The sequence below is a fragment of the Corynebacterium sp. HMSC05H05 genome (genome assembly GCF_001807265.1).
In the GTDB taxonomy this organism is placed as follows: domain Bacteria; phylum Actinomycetota; class Actinomycetes; order Mycobacteriales; family Mycobacteriaceae; genus Corynebacterium.
The window spans coordinates 65,215-84,276 of record NZ_KV788371.1 but is presented as its reverse complement, the minus strand read 5'-3'; the positions used below and the strand labels follow the sequence as shown (position 1 = coordinate 84,276).

The window sequence follows — 19,062 nt, the reverse complement described above, 5'->3', positions numbered from 1 at the left end:
CATGAATGTGATGAAGAAAACGCTGGCAGTGTCCCTCTGCGCGGCCCTGGCAGCTACCGCGGCACCGGCGGCGGACGCGAAGGTCACCCTGGGCACCACCCACCCGGATGCGACCGTGACCCACTCCAGCGCCACCGAGCCGTTCATCAACGGGTTTATCACCCCGCGCGGGGTGGGCCGCTTCGACTACTCGCACCCGGCGTCGCAGGCGGACAACCACCAGTTCGACACCTCCATGGAGGTCCGCGCGAACGGGGTACTGGTGGACCCCGGCCTGAACGCCAAGCCGAACGTGACTACCGACGGCCCCGCCGACGTGCTCACCTACACCCAGCAGCACAACGACGTCCTCATCACCCGCACCTACCGCATCGACGGCGGGCGCGTCGACGCCACCGTGACCGTGAAAAACACCGGTCAGGCCGGCGGCAAGGTGAACATCGACCTGGCCAACGCGCTGCCGGCGGCCGCTGGCGCCACCGCGAAGCGCAACGGCAACAACGTGGTCGTGCAGCCGAAGACCGGCGGCTACGTCACCGACGTGCGCTTCACCGCGCCCACCACCGTGGCGACGGGCCAGACCAAGGCGGCGGCGCTCGCGGGAGCGAATGACGGCGCCCAGCACCAGGCCGCGAGGTGGGAGCGCACGGTGGCCCCGGGGGCGTCGATAAGCGCGGGCATGTCGGTGACCATCACGCCGCAAGATTCCGTGCTGGACAGCGACGGCGACGGGCTGCGCGACTCCTGGGAAGCCGAGGGGCTCAGGCTTGCCGACGGCACATACCTGCCCATCCAACGCTGGGGCGCAGACCCCGACCGCAAAGACCTGTTCCTGCAGGTCAACTGGATGCAATCAGAATGGGAGACCATCGGCTGCGACCGCACCGAACGCTTCGCCGCCAACCTGGAAGATTTCGCCGAATTCGCCGCCTGCGCCACCGCGAACACAAAAAGCTACGCGCCGAACCCGTCGCTGCTCAAAGAGCTGGAAGACCTCTTCGACCAAAACGGGATCAACCTGCACATCGACGCGGGCAAGTCCTACGTCAGCGAATCCATGGCCAGCATGACCGCCGGCGAGCGCAAGGGCGGCGAAACGGAGCCGTACACCGCCGAGTACTTCGGCGGCCTCGACGACGATGGGCGCACCGCCAAGCTGGAAGAACAGGCAGAAAAACTCCTCGGCGCGCGCCGTTCCGTGTTCCGCTCGGCGCTCATCGGCACCCGCTTCGACGAAAGCGACAAGAAGAACGTCACCGGCCTCGGCCAGGTCAACGGCTCCACCTTCTTCGTCTCCGGGGACGTGACCAACAGCGACGAGCTGCTGCGCAACACCATCCTCCACGAGTTCGGCCACACCCTGGGCCTGATGCACTGGGGACGCGAAACCCGCGGCAACACCGCCCAGCGCCCCGTGCGCTTCGTGGACACCAAAGACCCCTCGGTGCAGTTCGACCGCCTCGGCTACGACTGGCTGGACGCGTACGAGTCCACCATGAGCTACGCCCACCAATTCTCCACCTTTGGATTCTCCGGCCGGGAGGTGCGCACCACCGAGGCGATCCCCAACCCCGACGACAGGTCCCGCTACAGGCCCCAGGACGACAACTTCGACTACGCCATCCCGTCGGACTGGGACAACCTGTTGTTCAAGACCGAGTTCATCGGCCAGGGCGTGCGCGACTACGACCACACCGCCGACGCCCCCGAGGTGCTCGCGGACGAGGAGCGTGCCGTGGTCGACGAGCTGATCTCCGCAGCCGCCGCCACCGGTAAAAACAACGGCAAGGTCGGTTTCAGCCTCGCCCGCAACCTGAACAACGACAACGGCATCATCACGCAGGCCGACACCAACATCATCAAGGGCGAGCTGCGCAACCTGGGTGCCACCGACGACACCTTCACCGTGGTCGCGGACTACGGCGTCGGCGAGTTCAGCGGCAACTACTTCGCCAAAGGCGACTCGAACTACATCACGCCCGTGGACATCGAGGTTTCCCCGGCCGCGTTCATCGATAACCCGGTCGTGCCGCTGCACATCACCGTGTCCAACTCCGAGGGCGCGCAGGTGTTCGACGACACGTTCAACGTCTCCGCGCTCGAGTACTCCCGCGCCGAGATGGACAAGGTGCTCAAGGAGGTCCTCGCCTCGGACGCGGACGAGAAACTGAAGACGTTCGCCCGCAACCGCCTCAAGGCCGCCCCGGAAAAGACATCGACTGCGACCGCGACACCGGTGCAGGTGCAGGGGAAGGCGGAGCCGTCGCAAAGCGAGAAGCCCTCCGGCAGCTCCGAGTCGCCGGTGGGCATCATCATCGGTGTGCTGCTGGGGCTCGTCGGCTTGGGCGCGGCCGGGTTCGGTTGGGCGCACAGCCAAGGTCTGATTTAGGACGCGCGCTCGCCCCACCACCGCTCGAGGTACTCCAGCGCCTGGTCGATGGCGTGGTGGGTGTCCACCGCCTCCATCGACGGCAGGCCCTCGGAGCGGAACTGCGGCCCCAGGTTCTTAAACGGGCTGATCGTGCGCTCTTCGCGCATGGCCGTGTGGATGGATTCCAGGATGTCGTTGATCCTGCGCGCCACGATTTTCTTCTGGGCGCGGTTGAAGGTGGGCGGGGCGAACGGGTTGTCGTCGAGAAGCATGTGCCCTGAAAGCCTGCCCACACGCGGGTCGAACGCGAAGATCGCGACCGGGAACGTGAAATCGGAGTGCATATTCGGACGGAACTCGATGCAAAACGTGGTGTAGAGCGCGTTGTCCTGCGAGTCCTGCAGCATCGCCACTGTGGCGGTTGTCATGTCCTCCGCCTGGAACGACGCGCGGCGCTTCAGCGCGAACGCCGGGTCTTGCGGGTCCACGATTTTCACGGTTTTGTCGTCGAGCGCGACGAGCACACGGCCCAGCTCGGCGACCACGTTCGCGGCGTCTTCGGGCGAGTACCACTCAGGCGCCTGCGGGCTGCCGGGCTGCAGCATCGCGAGCTCGACCTCGTGCGAGTCGATGTCGTGCACGATCACGGCGACGCGCAGACCGTTGTCGATGACGTAGTCGGCGTCGAGGTGGATGGCTATGTCCTCATCGAAGTACGGGTTGTCCGCCTCGATCCCGAGATCGTCGGCGAGATCCGCGGCTTCCTCGTCGTAGGTGTCCAGGTAATAAAGCTCGTAGGTGTCGAATCGCATGGGTCCCCCCTAGGTGTCGTGCGGGAGCCCCCTGCTCCCGCTTATCGACGACACTAAAGCCACCCACACCCCGCGCACAAGAGCCCGTATGCCCATGAAAATGCGCATCCGCGATGGAACCGCGGGAGGCGATAGTGTGGCGGGTATGGATGAGCAGGCGAAGCTGGAGCGGGTCTACGCCTACCCGTTCGGCGACATTTACAACAACTACCTGGCCAAAGTTGAGCGCAAGGGGCACACTCGCGACGAGTTGGACGACGTGCTCGGCTGGTTCACCGGTCTTGCGCCGGAGGAGCTGGAATCGGAGGCGGCGTCGGGGAAGACGCTGCGCGAGTTCTTCGAGACGGTCGCGCTCAACGCGAACGCCGATTTGATCACCGGGAAGGTGTGCGGCGTTCGCGTCGAGGAGGTCGACGAGGATCTCATGCGCAAGATCCGCCAGATGGACCTGCTTGTCGACGAACTGGCCCGCGGCAAGAAGATCACCAGCATCAAGCGCAGCTAGCGCATGTCGCGCAGCACCTCGAATGCGCGGCGGACCAGCGCGCGGCCGTCGTCGGGCGTGCGCGGCTCCGGCAGCGCCAAGTAGGCCTTCACCGCGGTGGCGCCCGCGATGCCGTAGGCGTTGAGCAGTACCTCCGCGTCGAACGCTGTCGCGCCGGGGGTGCGCTCGCGCACAGCCACAACCAGCGGCTGCGCGATGTCGCGCATGGTCTCCTCGGCGGGGGGAGTGCCGGATTCAGCGCGGGTGCGATCGCTCAGGAGCACCAGGGTGGATGCGGAGTAGAGCTCGAAGCCGTCCTCCCTGAGCGCGTCGATGATGATCGCCTCGATGGCTTCGGCGGCCGAGAGCTCCTCCGGCAGCGCCGCGATCTGCTCGGCGATGGCGGCGAAGACCTTGCGCAGGAACTCTTCGAGCGCCTCGTCAATGTCGGCGAAGTAGTTGTGGAACGTCCTCGCCGACACGCCCGCGCGCTCGGAGACCCGCGCGACGGTGGCTGCGGCCGTGCCCTCCTCGAGCAGCAGGGCCGCGGTCGCCTCCGAGATGGCGCGCCGGGTCGCCGCCTTCTTCTCCTCGCGAAGACTCATGGCTACACCGTAACCGGCTCAGACTGCTGCGGCTGCGACTGGTGCAGCTTCTCGCCCTCGATGTCCAGGTTCGGCAGCGCCTTGTCTAGCCAGCCGGGGATCTTCCACGCACGGTCGCCGAGCAGGTACATCGTGGCCGGGATGAGGGTCATGCGGACCACGAAAGCGTCGATAAGCACACCTGCGGCGAGCGCGAAGCCCATGGCCTTGATGAACGGCTCGTCCATGAGCACGAACGCCGCAAACACCGAGATCATGATCAGCGCGGCCGCGGTGACCACGCGCGCGCCGTGCTTGTATCCGTTCGCCACCGCGTTGCCGGCGGTCTTGCCGCGGGAGACGTAACCCTCGCGCATGCGGGTGACCAGGAAGACCTGGTAGTCCATGGCCAGACCGAAGGTGAGACCGATGAGCATGATGGGCAGGAAGGACAGCAGCGGCTGCGGGTCCTCGATGAGGCCGAACATCCCTTCCTGGAAGATGGCCACGGTCACGCCGAAGGTGGCTGCCATGGACAGGCCGAAGCCGAGCGCGGCGATCAGCGGAACCCAGATGGAGCGGAACACCAGCATCAGCACGATGAATGCAAGCCCCAGAACGATGGCGATGTAGGGCACCAGCACGTTGGAAAGCATCTGCGAGATGTCGTCGAAGATCGGCGTGATGCCGGTGATGCCAAACGTGGCGCCGGTTTCGTCCTCGAACGGCTGCTGGAACTCGCGCAGGCGTTCCAGTGTGTCGGTGGTTGCCTGGTCGGTCGCTCCCGAGTTCGGCGTAATCAGGATTTGGGCGGCGTCGAAGTTTTCGGTGGTCTGCACGATCTGCGCGTTGACCACACCCTCGGTGCCGGAGAAATCCTGCAGCAGCGTCTGGTAGGCGCCCATGCGGTCCTGCTCCGCGACCTCAGCGGTGTCCACGTACGCGATCATCGGGGCGTTGCGGCCGTGGCCGAAGGCGTCGTCGATGAGCTCGTACGCCTCGCGCTGCGGGGAGCCGAGCTTCGCGGTGCCGTCCGTCGGCATGGCCAGGCGCAGGTTGGCGGCGGGGATAGCGAGGATGCCCAGCAACAGCACACCGGCGATGAGGTTGAGCCAGGGGCGGGCGCGGATCTGGCGGGCCCAAAGCAGGCCCATGGTCGGCTTCTCGTCCTCCGGATCCGGCACCTTCGGGCCGGGGATGCGGATCGCGAACGCGCGGGTGCCCAGCAGGCCGAGCAGCGACGGCAGGAACGTCAGCGCCACGAGGACGGCGATGGCGACGGTTGCCGCGGCGGCAAGCGCCATGGTGGTCAGGAACGGGATGCGGATGATCGACAGGGCGGCCAGCGCGATAAGCACCGTCGTACCTGCGAAGACGACGGAGCCGCCCGCCGTGCCCAGCGCCATGCCCATGGCGTGTGCGCGCGTCGCCTTGTCCATCTTCTTTAGCTCCTGCGCCAGTTCCTTCGGCGACAGGTTGTTGAGGCCGGACGACGAAATCAGCTCGTTGCGGAAGCGCGCGACGATGAACAGGGAGTAATCGATGCCCACGGCAAGCCCGATCATGGACGCCAGCGTCGGTGTCATATCCGAGATCGAGTCGGTAAACAGCGTGCCCAGCTGCACGCCGAGGATGCCCACGCCGACGCCCACAACAGCGGCGATCAGCGGCAGACCGGCCGCAACCAGGGAACCGAAGGTGACCAGCAGGACGATCGCGGCGACGGCCATGCCGATGAGCTCTGAGGTGCCGTCCATCTCGCCAGCACCGCTGAACGCGTTGCCGTTGTACTTCACGGTGAGATCGGTCTCGTCGTAACGCTCGAGGATGCTCTCGACCTCGTCCAGGGACTCCTCTGGGATGTCCATGATGGTGTCGTCCGTGAAGGTGACGGACACGGTGCCGGTGGTTTCGTCCGGGCTCAGCGGCGACAGGGCTGCGAGGTCGGCGTCGATCTGCTCCTGGGGCATGCCCTGGGCTGCCTTAGCCTCGCCCATCTGCTGGGCCATGCCGCCGGCAGCGAGCACCGGGTTGACAATCGCTTCCGGCTCGCGGAAATCACCGGTGGCCTTGAGCTCGTCGAGCATCGCGTCGACCTCAGCCATCACCTCCGGGTCCTTGAGTGTTTTGCCCTCCGGCGCCTTGATCACGACGCTGCCGGAGGGCACGCTCATCGCGTCCTCGTCGGTGCCGAAGCGCTCGTTCATCTCCTCCTGCGTGACGGTGGAGTCCATGTCGGGCATGGAAAAGGTTGGGCTGGGAGATTTTGCGAAGTTCACGGCGCCGAAACCAAGGGCACCCAACAGAATGAGCCAGACGGCCAAGAAAGGCCAGGCTTTTCTATATGACCAGCTTCCGAGCCGGTAGAGGAATTCAGACATGTTGCACACAGTACGCAAACTTGTGCAGTGTGTGCAAAATGATTGTGTGGGGCTAGTCCCAGCCGGAGTCGCGCGTGGCGCGTTGTTTGAGGTGGTGGCCCATGTGGGGGATAACGAAGTTGAGCGCGCCACGGCGAGGGGAGTAGATCAACTCTCGGTCGATGAGCTTCTGCCGCACCATGGAGACTTGCTGCACGCGTTTGCCTAACTGCTGCGCTACAGCTGAACTCGGCACCGCTTGGTGGCCGTCCTGTACTTCGGCCATCGCCTCGAGGTATTCGAGTTCGGCAGCGGGCAGGTGTAAAAGCGCCGGTTGGTGGACCAAATCGCCAAGTGTCTGCAGCACGTCCGGGGTAACTGCCACAAGGTCGTCGTGGGAAACGAGCTGGTCCCGGCGGCTCGCCCGTTCAAACAGGTGGTATCCGAGGAGCTGGATGAGAAATGGGTAGCCGCGGGTCAGCTCTGCGGCGTCCGTGAGCACCTCGTGAGGGATGTCGACTGCCCCCTGCGCAGCGGTGTCCCTCAGTACCGAAAGCGTCTCTGTTGGTGTCATTGGTGCGAGCACGGCGTGCTGGGCGCGCCGCAGAAATGTGGTGCCCGGGTGTTGTAGTAGCGACTCCACGCCGTCAGGCAATCCGGCTGCGGCGAAGGCGATGTCGCGCCCGTCCCGGCGCAGATCCTGCACCGCCGCAGTAAGTTGCCACAGCTCATTCGCGGCGACGCTTTGGACTTCGTCCAAGGTGATCAGAGCACCGGATTCGGGCGGTAGCTCGTCGCAAAGTGTGTTGAGCGAACCGATTAACGATGGTGCGGGTTTGTCGCCCGGGGCGGTGGTGGTTGAAAATCCGCCGATGCCGGAGACCGTCACACCAGTGATGCGGCGCCGCTCCGGGTCCTGTTGACGTACCGCGGCGAGCGCCTGCGGGATCACGGTGGCGACCAAAGGCTCAATGAGGTCATAGGGCTGGGCGCGTAACACGATCCAGCCGTGGCCGGTGGCTTCGTCTTCGAGTTCGTTGAGCGCGACCGTCTTGCCGATGCCGCGCGGGCCTGAGATGAGCAGGGTCCGTCGTGGGTCGCCCGGCCCGCCGTCGAGGCCGGCGCCGAAGCTGCGCGTGAGGTTGTCGTCGCCGCCGAGCACAATGGGGGAGACGCCGAACGTGGGGATAAAGGGATTGCGCATCCGTGCCTCCTAGAGTCTTTATACTCTTTATACACGCGGAGCTCTTTATACTCCTTATAATCCCAGCTGGGAGGGACTTTCCTGGCTACTCGCCGCGCATGAGCGCGAGCGTGAGCTCGTAGCAGCGCTGCAGCGACGGCACTGGCAGAAACTCGTAGATCGAGTGGAAGTTGTGCGCCCCAGTGAAGTAATTCGGCGTGTAAATGCCCTGGTTGGACAGCCACGCGCCGTCGGTGCCGCCGCGCATGTCCAGCTCCTTGGCCTCGATGCCCAGCCGCTCCATTGCCGCGCGCAAACGCTGCGAGGCCACGGCGTTGTCCGGCGTTTTCGCGTCCGAGATGTTGCCGTAGACGTCCTCGATGGTGCAGGTGACGGTGGCGCGGGGGTGGGCGTGGGCGAGCTCGTCGGCAAGCAAACGCACCCGCTTCTTCTTCTCCTCGTAGCTGGCCCGGTCGTGGTCGCGGATGCTCAGGCTCAGCGTGCAGGTGGACTGGTTGCCCTCGATGTGATTGCACCAGATGTAGCCCTCGAGGCCCTCGGTGTGCTCGGGCGTTTCCAACGGATCCAGCCGGGAAACGAAGTCCATGCCGACCGTGATCGGGTTGACCAGGTTGCCCTTCGCATTCATCGGGTGCGCGCTCACCCCTTGGATCGCGATGGTGGCGGTGGCGGCGTTGAACGTCACCTCCACCACCTCGCCGAGCTCGCCGCCGTCGACGGTGTAGGCGTAGTCGACGGGGAAGCGGTCAAAGTCGATGGTGCGCACGCCGCGCAGTCCGATCTCCTCGTCGGGCACGAACGCGACGTAGACATCCCCCGCGGGCGCCTGGCCGCCAAGCGCGGTGACCGCCTCCATGATCGCGGTGACGCCGGCCTTGTCGTCGGCGCCGAGCACGCTCGTGCCGTCGGTATGCAGGATCGTCTGCCCGACATAGGCTGCGAGTTCGGGGTGCTCGTCGGCGCGCATCCACGTCTCACCCAGGCGCAGGTCGCCGCCCGCGTACTCGGTCACCTGCGGGTTTACCGTGGGGGAGAGGTTCACGTCCACCGTGTCCATGTGCGAGCAAAAGCCTATCGACGGCCCCGTGCCCGCCCCCGGAATCTTCGCCGTGACCACGCACGTGTCCGACAGATGCACGTCGGTGGCGCCGGCGGCCGTGAGGTCGCCGACAAGCATTCGCGCAAACGCCCACTGGCTGTCGGTGGAGGGGACCGCGGCCGCGGCGGCGTCGGACTGGCTTTCGGTGCGCACGTAGCGCAGGAAGCGCTCGGTAAGGTGCTGCTGCGTCACAGCAGCACCCCGACGCCGCGCACAATCGAATCCCACAGGCCGATCACGGAAAAGCTGAGGTCAGAAAGCGATTCCTGCCAGGAAGCGGGCAGGAAATTGTTCGTGATGTCGGTGGTCAGCATGATGCGCAGATCTTCCGCGCCGTGGTGCATGTTGTAGGTCAGCTGCGAGCTTAAATGCATGCCGCCGATGCTACGCCCGCTTCTTAGCGCACCTCCGGCTAACCGTACGAACATCCCATTTTGCAGGCATTATAGGAGTGACTAGCGTCAGGTATATAACAACCGAATCAAGGAGGGGCACAGTGACCACAGCAGTCACACCTGCAGCAAGCACAGAGCAACAACCCGTGGAAAAAGAACGCAACACCGGCAAGATCATCGCGTTCATCTTGGCGTTTGTGGCACTCGGCGTCGTGGTGATGCTGCCGATCGCGGGACTGGCCATGCCGGCAAAGATCGCACTCGGCATGCTGGCCTTCGCCGTGATCATGTGGGTCACCGAGGCGGTGTCCTACTCGGTTTCCGCCGTGATCATCGTCGGCCTGATCGCGATCATGCTCACATTCGCCACCGACCCGGAGACCGGGCAGGCGGTCGGCGCGTCCAAGGGCCTGAGCATCGCGATGAGCGGCTTCTCCTCGTCCGCGGTGGCGCTGGTCGGTGCGGCACTCGCGCTGGCCACGGCCATGCAGGCCACGGGGCTGCACCGCAGGCTGGCGCTCTACGTGCTCAAGACTGCGGGCGAGAAGGTCTCCAATATCGTCATCGGCGCGATTGCCATCTCCATCATCCTGGCGTTCTTCGTCCCCTCCGCAACGGCCCGCGCCGGCGCTGTGGTGCCGATCCTGATGGGTATGGTTGCCGCGTTCGGCCTGGCCAAAGAGTCGAAGCTGGCGGCATTGCTAGTGATTACCGCGACGCAGGCGGTGTCCATCTGGAACGTCGGCATCAAGACCGCCGCGGCGCAGAACCTGGTTGCCGTCGGCTTCATCGAGGACCAACTGGGCCAAACCGTCTCCTGGGGCCAGTGGTTCCTGTGGGCCGCGCCGTGGTCTGTGTTGATGTCGATCGCGCTGTTTTTCATTATGCGCTGGGCGATCAAGCCGGAGGCTGAGGAGATTGAGGGCGGGCGTGAGCTCGTCGAGAAGCAGCTTGCAGAGATGGGCCCGATGACCGGCGCCGAAAAGCGCCTCACCGCAATCGCCGTCGCGCTGCTGCTGTTCTGGGCGACCGAAGGTGTGCTGCACCCGATCAGCTCGGCCACCATCACCATCGTCGCGGTGGGCATCATGCTCACCCCGATTATCGGCGTGATGGACTGGAAATACGCGCAGGAGCACATCAACTGGGGCACCCTGGTCGTCTTCGCGGCCGGCATCTCCCTGGGCAAGTTCCTGCTGGACACGGGTGCGGCGACCTGGCTGTCGGAGGCCACGTTCGGCGCCATCGGCCTCGCATCGATGCCGATCGTTGCCACGATCGCGCTGGTGAGCCTGTTTAACATCCTGATTCACCTGGGCTTCGCCTCGGCGACCTCGCTGGCGTCCGCGCTGATTCCGGTGTTCATCGCGCTGGCGGCCACCCTGGACGTGCCCAACAACGGCATCGGTTTTGTCATCATCCAGCAGTTCGTCATCTGCTTCGGCTTCCTGCTGCCGGTCTCCGCGCCGCAGAACATGCTGGCTTACGGCACCGGTGCGTTTACCGCCAAGCAGTTCCTGCGCACCGGTATCCCGCTGACGATCGTGGGCTACCTGCTCATCCTGCTGCTGTCGGCGACGTACTGGAACTGGATCGGTCTGCTCTAGCTACTCCAGGATCAGGCCCAGGTGCAGCGCGGATAGTTCGTGCTCGCCTGGGCCTTTCGGCAATGTGGAGAGCTCCGCTGCGGTCGCAGGCGTGACCGGGATGATCCACCCAAGTTTCGGGTCCAGTACCGGCACTGCCTCGCGGTCCACCGGCACGAAGGTGACGTCGCGCTCGCCTTCGTGCCGCAGCTGCACCGCGCTACCTGCGGCGATGTGCTCGAGCGCGGCCGCCGAGGTGGACACAATGACCATCTTCTCCTCGGTGTCGGGGGAAAGTTTCGCGGTGTGCACCTCAAGCTTGTCGACGTCCAAAGGCTCATACCGGTCCGGAAAATCCACCAGCGGCGTGTGGCCGAGGCCGAGGAGTTGGCGCGCGCGACTGAGAAGTCCCATGCCCGCCGAGTGTATAGGACCGCCGCTAGTGAAAGAGCAGGCGCATCGCCCCGAACTGGTGGTACGGGTTCGGCACCGCATAGCCCCTGGGTGAGACCCACACCGGCATCCCGCCGATGAAGCGCACCCGGCCGCGCTTATTGATGTACTCGTCATCGTCGTTCGTTCGGTTGTGGTACGGGCACAGCATGGCCAGGTTGTTCATGTTTGTTTCGCCACCGTGCTTCCACGGCACGACGTGGTGCACCTCGCAGTAGTCGGCGGCGTGGCGGCAGTCGGGCACCAGGCACACCGGCGAGGTTGCCATGGCCAGGATGCGCTGCTTCCAGTTGGCGTGGCGTTGGCCCGTATACAGGTTCACCGCACCTTCCTCCGGGTGGAATAGCGCGACCTGGAGTTTGTCGCCGGCGAGGTGCTGCAGGCACTCGGCGCCGGTGATGGTGGTGCCGTCGGTCAGCCCTAGGATCGTCTCGTCGCCGTCGCCGGCGAGGATGCGGACGTGGTCCTCAAGCGGCACCAGAATAAGTGGGGTGGGAGCGGCGGCGGGGACGGAGTCGCCGTAGCGAAGCAATGCGACGAAACGCTCGAGCATCTGCGGACCGGCGGGTTTGGAGGTGTCGATGCCGCGGCGCAGGGCCGCCTCGAGGTCGGCGAGGAAGCGCTCGTCGAAGATGATGTGCAGCACCCGCTTGCCGTCGACGGACTTAGAAAACGAAATGGAGTCTTTCCGCGGCTTCTTCACCGCCGGAATCAGGTTCTTCGCGGCGCGTTCGAGTGATTTGTACCGTTTCGACGCCTTGAGCAGTGCCAAACGCAGCCGCCAGCGCGTGCCCTCGTGCGTGATGGGCTTTAACCGGCGCTCGATCATGGCCAGCTGCTCCACGGAGAAGTCCCCTTCGCGGGCTCTGTTTAACGCTTTGCGCTGCTGTTTGACACGTCTGGTGCGGCCGAAGTACACCGCCTCCAACTGCTGCCAGGCGGTGGCGGTGGTCGGGTTCATGCCGATGGAAAGTGCGGTGTCGCGGTCGAAGTGTTCAAGATGGTCGACGGTCGGGCGGTTTTGGACGAAGTGTTGGAAGCTCATGCGGGCAAACATAAACGCAAAAAGCAACCCCGCAAGGCCTTGCAAACGAAATCTGTGGATAACTCTGCGTGCGGCGGCGAGTTATCCACAGATTTGGAAACACTGGGAACCCGCGCACAGTTTCCCCGCCGCACCCCGGTTACAGTGTCTGACATGGCAGAAAAGGGCACCACATACCGCGCTGAGCTGGTCATGCCGTACGGCACCGGCGACGTGGTCGTCTCCCCGCACGACTACGTATCCCCGCTGGGCACCCGCCTCACGCGCGCTGGCTGGAAATCGGTGCTGCGCCGCATCGTCACCGATTTTTCCAACGACGCCATGGTGGACCGCGCTGCCGCGATGACGTACTACACGCTGCTGTCTGTAGCGCCGATACTGCTGGCTTCCTATTCCATCTTCAGCCTGCTCATGCCGCGCGAGGAGGACGCCCCGGACTCGCTGCTCGCCGAGCTGATCCGCTCGTACGTGCCGGCGGAACTGCAGGAAGATGCGCTTGCGCTGGTGCTGTCGATCGTCGGGACGCCGTCGCAAAGCACGATTGCCCTTGTGGTTTCGGTGCTGATCTCGCTGCTGTCCGCCTCGGGCTACGTGCGGTCGTTTTCGCGCAACGCCAACCTCATGTACGGCCGCACCGAGGGCCGCCCGATTGTGGTCACGTGGGCGACGATGTGGCTGGTCACGCTTGTGCTCGTCGTGGGCGCGGTAGTGATTATTTTGGGCGCGCTGCTTACCGACGGCATCGTCAACGCCGTCCTCGGCCCCATCGCACGGCCGCTGCGGCTGGAAGACGAGCTGGAGTACCTCACCTCGATCTTCCTGCCCGTGTGGGACTACCTGCGTGGACCCGTGATTGCCGTGGTGGCAGTCGCGCTGGTCAGCGTGCTCTACCACTTCACGCCGAACGTCCGGCCGGGGCGGTTCCGGGTGCTTACGCTCGGCTCGGCGCTGGCGCTCACGGTGGCCAGCGCGCTGTGGGTGGGTTTTGGCTGGTACCTGAAGCTGGTCGGGGTGCGCAGCACCTACGGCGCGTTCGGGACGGTGCTGGCGGTGCTGGTTTTGGTGTGGACCGTCAACGTAGTGCTGCTGATGGGCGTGAAGATCGACGCCGAAGTGCTGCGCGCCAAAGAGCTGCAGGCAGGGATGGATTCGCGCCGCTGCATCCAGGCGCCGCCGCGCTCCAGCAGGGGCGCTGCAGGAAGGCTGCAAATGCGGCGCTGGACCGACCGGGCCGCCGGTGAAATTTTGGACAGTTGAACACCGGCGCGTCGGTAGCTTGGTGGCATGACGTTGACTGATCCTCGCACAAAGTACCCGTCCGAGTTTCCTTCCGAGCCGCGCCAGGACAATCCCGGCCTGGACGTGAAGATGGCCACCGAGCCCGACCTGGGCCAGGAATCCTACGTGGGCTCCGGCAAGCTAGAAGGCCGCCGCGCCCTCATCACCGGCGGCGACTCCGGTATCGGCGCCGCCACCGCCATCGCGTTCGCACGGGAGGGCGCGGACGTCGCCATTTCCTACCTGCCGGAGGAGCAGGAAGACGCGGAGCGCATTGTGAAGCTCATCGAGGACGCCGGGCGCACAGCAGTGGCGATCCCGGGCGACCTGCAGGAACTGGACAACTGCGTGGCCGTGGTGGAAAAGACCGTCGCGGGCCTGGGCGGCATTGACATCCTGGTCAACAACGCTTCGCGCCAGGTGTGGAATGACGGCATCCTCAACATTTCCGACGAGGACTTCGATGCCACGATGAAAACCAACATCTATTCCGCCTTCCGTGTGACCAAGGAAGCGGTCAAACACATGGAGCCGGGGTCGTCCATCATCTTTTCCACGTCTATTCAGGCGTACAGCCCGTCGAAGGAGCTGCTGGATTACGCCATGACCAAGGCCGCCTTCAACAATCTGGCCAAGGGGCTTTCTGGTGAGCTGCTGCCATCGAAGGGGATCCGGGTCAACGCGGTCGCGCCGGGGCCGATCTGGACCGTCATTCAGCCGGCCGAGGGGCAGCCAAAGGAGGTAGTTGACAACTTTGCGCAGGACTCCGATATTGGCCGCCCGGGTCAGCCCGCGGAGCTTGCGGGCGCGTACGTCTTCCTCGCGTCCGAGGACGCTTCCTACATCTCCGGCGAGACGCTCGCGGTCACTGGCGGTGCGCTAACTCCGTAGCACTGAACAGTGTTCAAAACGTGGCATGAGCTGCTACCGTGCTAGTTCATGCAAACCCGAGAAATCGCCGATATTGACGCCGCCCACATCTGGCACCCCTACGCCGAGCCGGGGCAATTCACCTACCCTGTCGACAGCGCGGCCGGTGCGCGCATCACGCTTTCCGACGGCCGCGTGCTCATCGACGCCATGTCCTCCTGGTGGGCCGCCATCCACGGCCATTCCAACCCGCGGTTGGTCGCGGCGGCACAGACGCAGATTGCGAAGATGAGCCATGTCATGTTCGGCGGGCTCACCCACGAACCGGCGGCAACGTTGACGCAGCGCCTGCTGGAGCTGACTGGCGGGGAGTTTTCCCAGGTGTTCTACTCCGACTCCGGGTCCGTGTCGGTGGAAGTGGCGATGAAGATGGCGCTGCAGTACGCCCTCGGACAGGGTCATCCGGAGCGCACCACGTTTTTGACCTGGCGCTCCGGCTACCACGGGGACACGTTCGCCACCATGAGCGTGTGCGACCCGGAGGGTGGGATGCACGCGATGTGGGGTGACGCGCTGAAACCCCAGGTGTTCGCGCCTGCACCGCCGGTGCGCGGGGCGTCCGCCGCCGAGCGTGCGGCGTACCTCGAGCGGTTTGAGCGCCTGATCACCCCGGAGATCGCAGGTGTGATCGTCGAGCCAGTGGTCCAGGGTGCCGGCGGCATGCGCTTCCACGACCCCGAACTTCTTGTGGGCCTACGCCAGCTTTGCGACGCCTCCGGCATCCCCCTCATCGCCGACGAGATCGCCACCGGGTTCGGCCGCGCCGGCCAGTTGTTCACCACCCTGGACAACGGCGTGGTGCCTGACATCATGTGCGTGGGCAAGGCGATGACCGGCGGGTTCATGACGCTCGCCGCCACCATGGCCACCGAGAATATCGCCTCCGGCATGCAGCCGCGCGCGCTCATGCACGGCCCGACCTTCATGGCCAACCCGCTCGCATGCGCGGTCGCTGCTGAATCCGTCGCGATGGTGGCGGAGGGGCAGTGGCGCGGGCAGGTCGCCCGGATCGAGGCCGGCCTCGAGCGCGGCCTGCGACCGCTAGCAGACGCCCCGGGCGTGGCGGACGTGCGCGTGCTGGGTGCCATTGGCGTGGTCGAACTCGAACGCGACGCTCCCATGCGCGAGACCACCGAGGTCGCCATGGCCGACGGCGTGTGGGTCCGGCCATTCGGCCGGCTGGTCTACGTCATGCCGCCATACATCTGCACGGAGGAAGACATCGCCCAGATCTGCCGGGGTATTACGGCAGCGGTCAAGGAGGCCACGAAATGATCATCGCCATCACCGGCACCAACACCGACGTGGGAAAAACCGTCGCCACCGCCGCCGTCGCGGCCGTGCTCAAGCGCCGCGGCGTCGACGTCGTGGCCGCCAAACCCATCCAGACGGGGGAGGCACCGGGGCAGGGGGACGCGTCAGTCGTCGAGAAGCTTGCTGGCATTGAGACGTTCGAGCGGTGGCGCTACCCGGAACCGCTCGCGCCGAACCTTGCCGCGCGGCGCGCGGGGATGCAAACCCCGAGCCTGGACGAGGTCGCCGAATGGATCCGTGGCCTCGACGCCCCGGATCGTGTGGTGCTGGTCGAAGGCGCCGGCGGGCTGCTGGTGCGGCTCGCAGACGATTACACGCTCGCCGACATTGCACAGGCCACAGGCGCGCCGCTGGTGGTGGTGACCTCGCTGGGCCTGGGTAGTTTGAACCTCGCCGAGCTGACGTGCGTCCACGCCCGCGCCATGGGACTGGAGGTGCTGGGGCTCATCGGCGGCAGCATGCCGGACAACCCGGACCTGCCCACGCGGCTGAACGTCGAAGAGCTGCCGGAGGTCACCGGCGCCGAGTACTGGGGCCACCTGCCGGAAGGCTGCGGGCGCCTCGACGCGGCCGAATTCGCGGAGGTCGCCTGGGACGCGATCGGGGAGGCCGTGCGTGTAGGCTCGCGTGCATGATTGACGCCCGCGACACCGCCCTCATCTTCGAGGGCGGAGGCACCCGCAACTCGTACACCGCCCCTGTGGTGGAAAAGCTCATCGCGGAGGAGGTCCAGTTCGGCTGGGTCGGCGGCATTTCCGCCGGTTCGATCCACGCGTTGAACTTCGCCTCCCGTGACACGTGGCGCTCCGAGAACGCGTTCACGGAGTTTCCGGGTAACCCCAAGTTCGGCGGCTGGCGCTCTGTGGTGCGAGGCAAGGGCCTGATCAACGGCGAATGGGCGTACGAGCAATCCGAGGACGTCCTGCCGTTCGACTTTGACGCGTTTGCCCGGACCACCGAGGAGGTCCACGTGGAGGCCGTGCGTGCCGACACAGGGGAGACGGTGGCGTTTAACCGCGACGACCTGCGCACTTTGGAGGATGTCGCCCTCGCCGCGCGGACGTCGTCGACGATGCCGGTCCTGATGAAGATGCGCGAGATCGACGGCGTGCCCTACGTCGACGGCGCGCTGGGCACCTCGGGCGGTTTGCTTATCGACGCCGCCCGCGCCGCCGGCTACACCCGTTTTGTGGCCGTGCTCACCCGCCCGCGCGACTACGTCAAGGGGCCGCAAAAGCGCGAGCGCGCCGTGCGTCGCATCATGCGCAACACGCCGAAAGTCGCCGACGCAATGGTGGCTCGGCCGGGCATTTACAACGCTGCGAAGCAGTCGCTTATCGACGAAGCCGCCGCCGGAAACGCCTACATCTTCTACCCCGACGCGATGGGAGTGGAGTCCACCGAGCTCGACGCGGAGAAGCTGCGGGCGAACTACGCGGCCGGGCAGGCGCAGGTGGAGCGCGACTGGCCTGCGATGCGCGAGTTCCTCACCGCGAAGCGCTAGTCAGCGATGAGCGGCTCGATGGTCAGCTCCGGGTGCTCCTTCTCCACGAACGCGAGCTTCCACTTGTCGCCAAACAGGGCGATGAGCTCGCCGTCGGTGCGGGTGAAGATCTCCACGCCGCGCTGCCGGCCCAGCTCCGGGGTGGACTCGGCGTCCGTGCGGCGCGCCACGGAGTACGGGATCGGCTCGGTGACGGTTTCAACGTTGTACTCGTTTTCCATGCGCGCCTGCATGACCTCGAACTGCATCGGGCCGACCGCGGCCATGACGGGGGCGGCGTCGCCGCGGGCGTCGTTGCGCAGGATCTGCACCACGCCCTCGGCATCCAGCTGGTCCAGCGCCTTGCGGAACTGCTTGTACTTGCCCAGCGACTTCGCGCGCAGCGTGCGGAAGTGCTCCGGCGCGAACTGCGGCATCGGCGGGAACTGGACTTTCTTGCCGGCGTAGATCGTGTCGCCGGGGGCGAGCGCGCCAGCGTTGACCAGGCCGATGATGTCGCCCGGGTACGCCGTCTCCACGGTGTCGCGGTTGCGGCCGAACACCGTCAGCGCGTACTTCGTGGAAAAGCTGCGGCCGGACTGCGCGTGCGTGACCTGCATGCCGCGGTCGAACTCGCCGGAGACCACGCGCATGAACGCCAGGGTGTCGCGGTGGTTTTTGTCCATGCCGGCCTGGACCTTGAACACCACGCCGGAGAAGTCGTCGCCGACCTCGCGCTGCTCGTCCATCGCGGCAGTGGACGCCTCCACAGCCTTCGGGTCGGAGGCGCGGCCCTCGGGCGCGGGGGCGATGGCGCACAGCGTGTCCAAGATTTGGTGCACGCCGAAGTTCAGCATCGCGGAGGCGAAAATGATCGGCGAGGTGATGCACTGCTCGAAGAGCTGCTGGTCGTGCACGGCGCCGTCCTCAAGCAGAAGCGACGCCTCCTCGACGGCGGTGTCCCACGCGTCGCCTTCTTTCGCCAGGGCCTCGTCGGGGGAGTAGTGCTCTTCCGGGGCGATGGTGGAGCCGCCGGCGGTGCGCGTGAAGTGCACATACCCGTCGATGTCGCCGTCGCGGGAGACGTGCGCGAGCCCGCGGAAATCGCCCGCCTCGCCCACCGGCCAGTACAGCGGCGTCGGCTGCAGGTCGATCTCGGAGACGATCTCGTCCACAAGCTCGAGCGGCTCGCGGCCCACGCGGTCCCACTTGTTAATCACGGTGACAATCGGCAGCCCGCGGGCCTTGCACACGCGGAACAGTTTCAGGGTTTGCGGCTCGAGGCCTTTGGCTGCGTCGATAAGCATCACTGCGGCATCGACGGCGGAAAGCACACGGTAGGTGTCCTCGGAGAAGTCCGCGTGGCCCGGGGTGTCCACCAGGTTGACCACGTACGGCTCGCCCTCGTGGCCGTCGGGCGCGTACTCGAACTGCAGCGCCGAGGACGCGACCGAGATGCCGCGGTCTTTTTCCATCTCCATCCAGTCCGACACGGTGGACTTGCGGTTGCCCTTGCCGTGCACCGCGCCCGCCTCCGAAATGACGTGCGCGTGCAGCGCCAGCGCCTCCGTGATCGTCGACTTACCGGCGTCCGGGTGGGCGATGACGGCGAATGTGCGGCGGCGCGCGGCCTCGGAAACGGTACTCATAAGCAGCTAGCTTAT

The 19,062-nt window shown here is 65.6% G+C and carries 17 protein-coding genes; 8 read left to right on the top strand and 9 right to left on the bottom strand.

The annotated features are described in order from the left end of the window. The first annotated feature begins 1 nt into the window (after window position 1). The gene (locus tag HMPREF3151_RS01735; protein ID WP_070472722.1) at window positions 2-2,389 is read left to right on the top strand and encodes a zinc metalloprotease; all 2,388 of its coding nucleotides are present in this window, start codon (window positions 2-4) and stop codon (window positions 2,387-2,389) included. On the opposite strand, the gene HMPREF3151_RS01730 is transcribed toward HMPREF3151_RS01735, so the two are convergent. Then, window positions 2,386-3,183, bottom strand: coding sequence for a hypothetical protein (locus tag HMPREF3151_RS01730; protein ID WP_070472719.1), 798 nt, complete (start codon window positions 3,181-3,183; stop codon window positions 2,386-2,388). The two genes, HMPREF3151_RS01735 and HMPREF3151_RS01730, sit on opposite strands and share 4 nt — an antisense overlap. 145 nt (window positions 3,184-3,328) lie before the next feature. On the opposite strand from HMPREF3151_RS01730, the gene HMPREF3151_RS01725 reads away from it, so the two are divergent. Then, window positions 3,329-3,688, top strand: a complete 360-nt coding sequence (locus HMPREF3151_RS01725; RefSeq protein ID WP_070472716.1) for a DUF2200 family protein — start codon at window positions 3,329-3,331, stop codon at window positions 3,686-3,688. Here HMPREF3151_RS01725 and HMPREF3151_RS01720 read toward each other — a convergent pair. From HMPREF3151_RS01720 to HMPREF3151_RS01700, 5 genes are all read right to left on the bottom strand, one after another. Further along, a complete protein-coding gene (locus HMPREF3151_RS01720) occupies window positions 3,685-4,272 on the bottom strand; it encodes a TetR family transcriptional regulator (RefSeq protein ID WP_083290121.1) in 588 nt (195 codons plus the stop codon). The genes HMPREF3151_RS01725 and HMPREF3151_RS01720 overlap by 4 nt on opposite strands. A 2-nt stretch (window positions 4,273-4,274) precedes the next feature. Then, window positions 4,275-6,632 (bottom strand): MMPL family transporter, encoded by a 2,358-nt coding sequence (locus HMPREF3151_RS01715; RefSeq protein WP_070473055.1) that lies wholly within the window; start codon window positions 6,630-6,632, stop codon window positions 4,275-4,277. A gap of 52 nt (window positions 6,633-6,684) precedes the next feature. Then, window positions 6,685-7,815, bottom strand: a complete 1,131-nt coding sequence (locus HMPREF3151_RS01710; protein WP_070472713.1) for an ATP-binding protein — start codon at window positions 7,813-7,815, stop codon at window positions 6,685-6,687. 85 nt (window positions 7,816-7,900) lie between these two features. Then, window positions 7,901-9,106: a peptidase T gene (gene pepT, locus HMPREF3151_RS01705; RefSeq protein WP_070472710.1), complete on the bottom strand. Its 1,206-nt coding sequence runs from the start codon at window positions 9,104-9,106 to the stop codon at window positions 7,901-7,903. Next, on the bottom strand, window positions 9,103-9,288 hold the full coding sequence (locus tag HMPREF3151_RS01700) for a hypothetical protein (protein ID WP_070472707.1): 186 nt from the start codon (window positions 9,286-9,288) through the stop codon (window positions 9,103-9,105). The genes pepT and HMPREF3151_RS01700 overlap by 4 nt, the downstream gene beginning before the upstream one ends. A 122-nt stretch (window positions 9,289-9,410) precedes the next feature. Between HMPREF3151_RS01700 and HMPREF3151_RS01695 the strand changes: the two genes are divergently transcribed. Next, window positions 9,411-10,916 carry a DASS family sodium-coupled anion symporter gene (locus tag HMPREF3151_RS01695; protein WP_070472705.1) on the top strand — a complete coding sequence of 502 codons (1,506 nt, stop codon included), beginning with the start codon at window positions 9,411-9,413 and terminating at the stop codon, window positions 10,914-10,916. Here HMPREF3151_RS01695 and HMPREF3151_RS01690 read toward each other — a convergent pair whose 3' ends face one another. Together HMPREF3151_RS01690 and HMPREF3151_RS01685 are read right to left on the bottom strand one after the other, a co-directional pair. Continuing rightward, a complete protein-coding gene (locus tag HMPREF3151_RS01690) occupies window positions 10,917-11,309 on the bottom strand; it encodes a hypothetical protein (protein WP_070472702.1) in 393 nt (130 codons plus the stop codon). A gap of 25 nt (window positions 11,310-11,334) precedes the next feature. Then, the gene (locus tag HMPREF3151_RS01685; RefSeq protein WP_083290133.1) at window positions 11,335-12,393 is read right to left on the bottom strand and encodes an HNH endonuclease; all 1,059 of its coding nucleotides are present in this window, start codon (window positions 12,391-12,393) and stop codon (window positions 11,335-11,337) included. A gap of 153 nt (window positions 12,394-12,546) precedes the next feature. Here HMPREF3151_RS01685 and HMPREF3151_RS01680 point away from each other — a divergent pair, with 153 nt between their 5' ends. Genes HMPREF3151_RS01680 through HMPREF3151_RS01660 form a run of 5 tightly spaced genes read left to right on the top strand, consistent with a single transcriptional unit; the run spans window position 12,547 to window position 17,419 of the window. Beyond that, window positions 12,547-13,650 carry a YihY/virulence factor BrkB family protein gene (locus HMPREF3151_RS01680; protein ID WP_070472697.1) on the top strand — a complete coding sequence of 368 codons (1,104 nt, stop codon included), beginning with the start codon at window positions 12,547-12,549 and terminating at the stop codon, window positions 13,648-13,650. Window positions 13,651-13,677: 27 nt separating this feature from the next. Further along, window positions 13,678-14,562, top strand: coding sequence for an SDR family oxidoreductase (locus tag HMPREF3151_RS01675; RefSeq protein ID WP_070472693.1), 885 nt, complete (start codon window positions 13,678-13,680; stop codon window positions 14,560-14,562). A gap of 48 nt (window positions 14,563-14,610) precedes the next feature. Further along, window positions 14,611-15,876 carry an adenosylmethionine--8-amino-7-oxononanoate transaminase gene (locus HMPREF3151_RS01670; protein WP_070472691.1) on the top strand — a complete coding sequence of 422 codons (1,266 nt, stop codon included), beginning with the start codon at window positions 14,611-14,613 and terminating at the stop codon, window positions 15,874-15,876. Then, complete coding sequence (gene bioD / locus HMPREF3151_RS01665; RefSeq protein ID WP_070472690.1) at window positions 15,873-16,550, top strand: dethiobiotin synthase; 678 nt, start codon at window positions 15,873-15,875, stop codon at window positions 16,548-16,550. Before HMPREF3151_RS01670 ends, bioD begins: the two co-directional genes overlap by 4 nt. Further along, the gene (locus HMPREF3151_RS01660) at window positions 16,547-17,419 is read left to right on the top strand and encodes a patatin-like phospholipase family protein (RefSeq protein ID WP_070472687.1); all 873 of its coding nucleotides are present in this window, start codon (window positions 16,547-16,549) and stop codon (window positions 17,417-17,419) included. The genes bioD and HMPREF3151_RS01660 overlap by 4 nt, the downstream gene beginning before the upstream one ends. On the opposite strand, the gene HMPREF3151_RS01655 is transcribed toward HMPREF3151_RS01660, so the two are convergent. Continuing rightward, complete coding sequence (locus tag HMPREF3151_RS01655) at window positions 17,416-19,047, bottom strand: peptide chain release factor 3 (RefSeq protein WP_070472685.1); 1,632 nt, start codon at window positions 19,045-19,047, stop codon at window positions 17,416-17,418. The two genes, HMPREF3151_RS01660 and HMPREF3151_RS01655, sit on opposite strands and share 4 nt — an antisense overlap. Window positions 19,048-19,062: the final 15 nt, after the last annotated feature.

What these genes read in the sequence shown, in the direction of transcription:
- HMPREF3151_RS01715 (WP_070473055.1), bottom strand. Translation starts at nt 6,632, where the DNA reads ATGTCTGAATTCCTCTACCGGCTCGGAAGCTGGTCATATAGAAAAGCC.
- HMPREF3151_RS01680 (WP_070472697.1), top strand. Translation starts at nt 12,547, where the DNA reads ATGGCAGAAAAGGGCACCACATACCGCGCTGAGCTGGTCATGCCGTAC.
- HMPREF3151_RS01700 (WP_070472707.1), bottom strand. Translation starts at nt 9,288, where the DNA reads ATGCATTTAAGCTCGCAGCTGACCTACAACATGCACCACGGCGCGGAA.
- HMPREF3151_RS01725 (WP_070472716.1), top strand. Translation starts at nt 3,329, where the DNA reads ATGGATGAGCAGGCGAAGCTGGAGCGGGTCTACGCCTACCCGTTCGGC.
- HMPREF3151_RS01735 (WP_070472722.1), top strand. Translation starts at nt 2, where the DNA reads ATGAATGTGATGAAGAAAACGCTGGCAGTGTCCCTCTGCGCGGCCCTG.
- HMPREF3151_RS01710 (WP_070472713.1), bottom strand. Translation starts at nt 7,815, where the DNA reads ATGCGCAATCCCTTTATCCCCACGTTCGGCGTCTCCCCCATTGTGCTC.
- HMPREF3151_RS01660 (WP_070472687.1), top strand. Translation starts at nt 16,547, where the DNA reads ATGATTGACGCCCGCGACACCGCCCTCATCTTCGAGGGCGGAGGCACC.
- HMPREF3151_RS01685 (WP_083290133.1), bottom strand. Translation starts at nt 12,393, where the DNA reads ATGAGCTTCCAACACTTCGTCCAAAACCGCCCGACCGTCGACCATCTT.
- HMPREF3151_RS01690 (WP_070472702.1), bottom strand. Translation starts at nt 11,309, where the DNA reads ATGGGACTTCTCAGTCGCGCGCGCCAACTCCTCGGCCTCGGCCACACG.
- HMPREF3151_RS01670 (WP_070472691.1), top strand. Translation starts at nt 14,611, where the DNA reads ATGCAAACCCGAGAAATCGCCGATATTGACGCCGCCCACATCTGGCAC.
- HMPREF3151_RS01675 (WP_070472693.1), top strand. Translation starts at nt 13,678, where the DNA reads ATGACGTTGACTGATCCTCGCACAAAGTACCCGTCCGAGTTTCCTTCC.
- bioD (WP_070472690.1), top strand. Translation starts at nt 15,873, where the DNA reads ATGATCATCGCCATCACCGGCACCAACACCGACGTGGGAAAAACCGTC.
- HMPREF3151_RS01655 (WP_070472685.1), bottom strand. Translation starts at nt 19,047, where the DNA reads ATGAGTACCGTTTCCGAGGCCGCGCGCCGCCGCACATTCGCCGTCATC.
- HMPREF3151_RS01720 (WP_083290121.1), bottom strand. Translation starts at nt 4,272, where the DNA reads ATGAGTCTTCGCGAGGAGAAGAAGGCGGCGACCCGGCGCGCCATCTCG.
- HMPREF3151_RS01730 (WP_070472719.1), bottom strand. Translation starts at nt 3,183, where the DNA reads ATGCGATTCGACACCTACGAGCTTTATTACCTGGACACCTACGACGAG.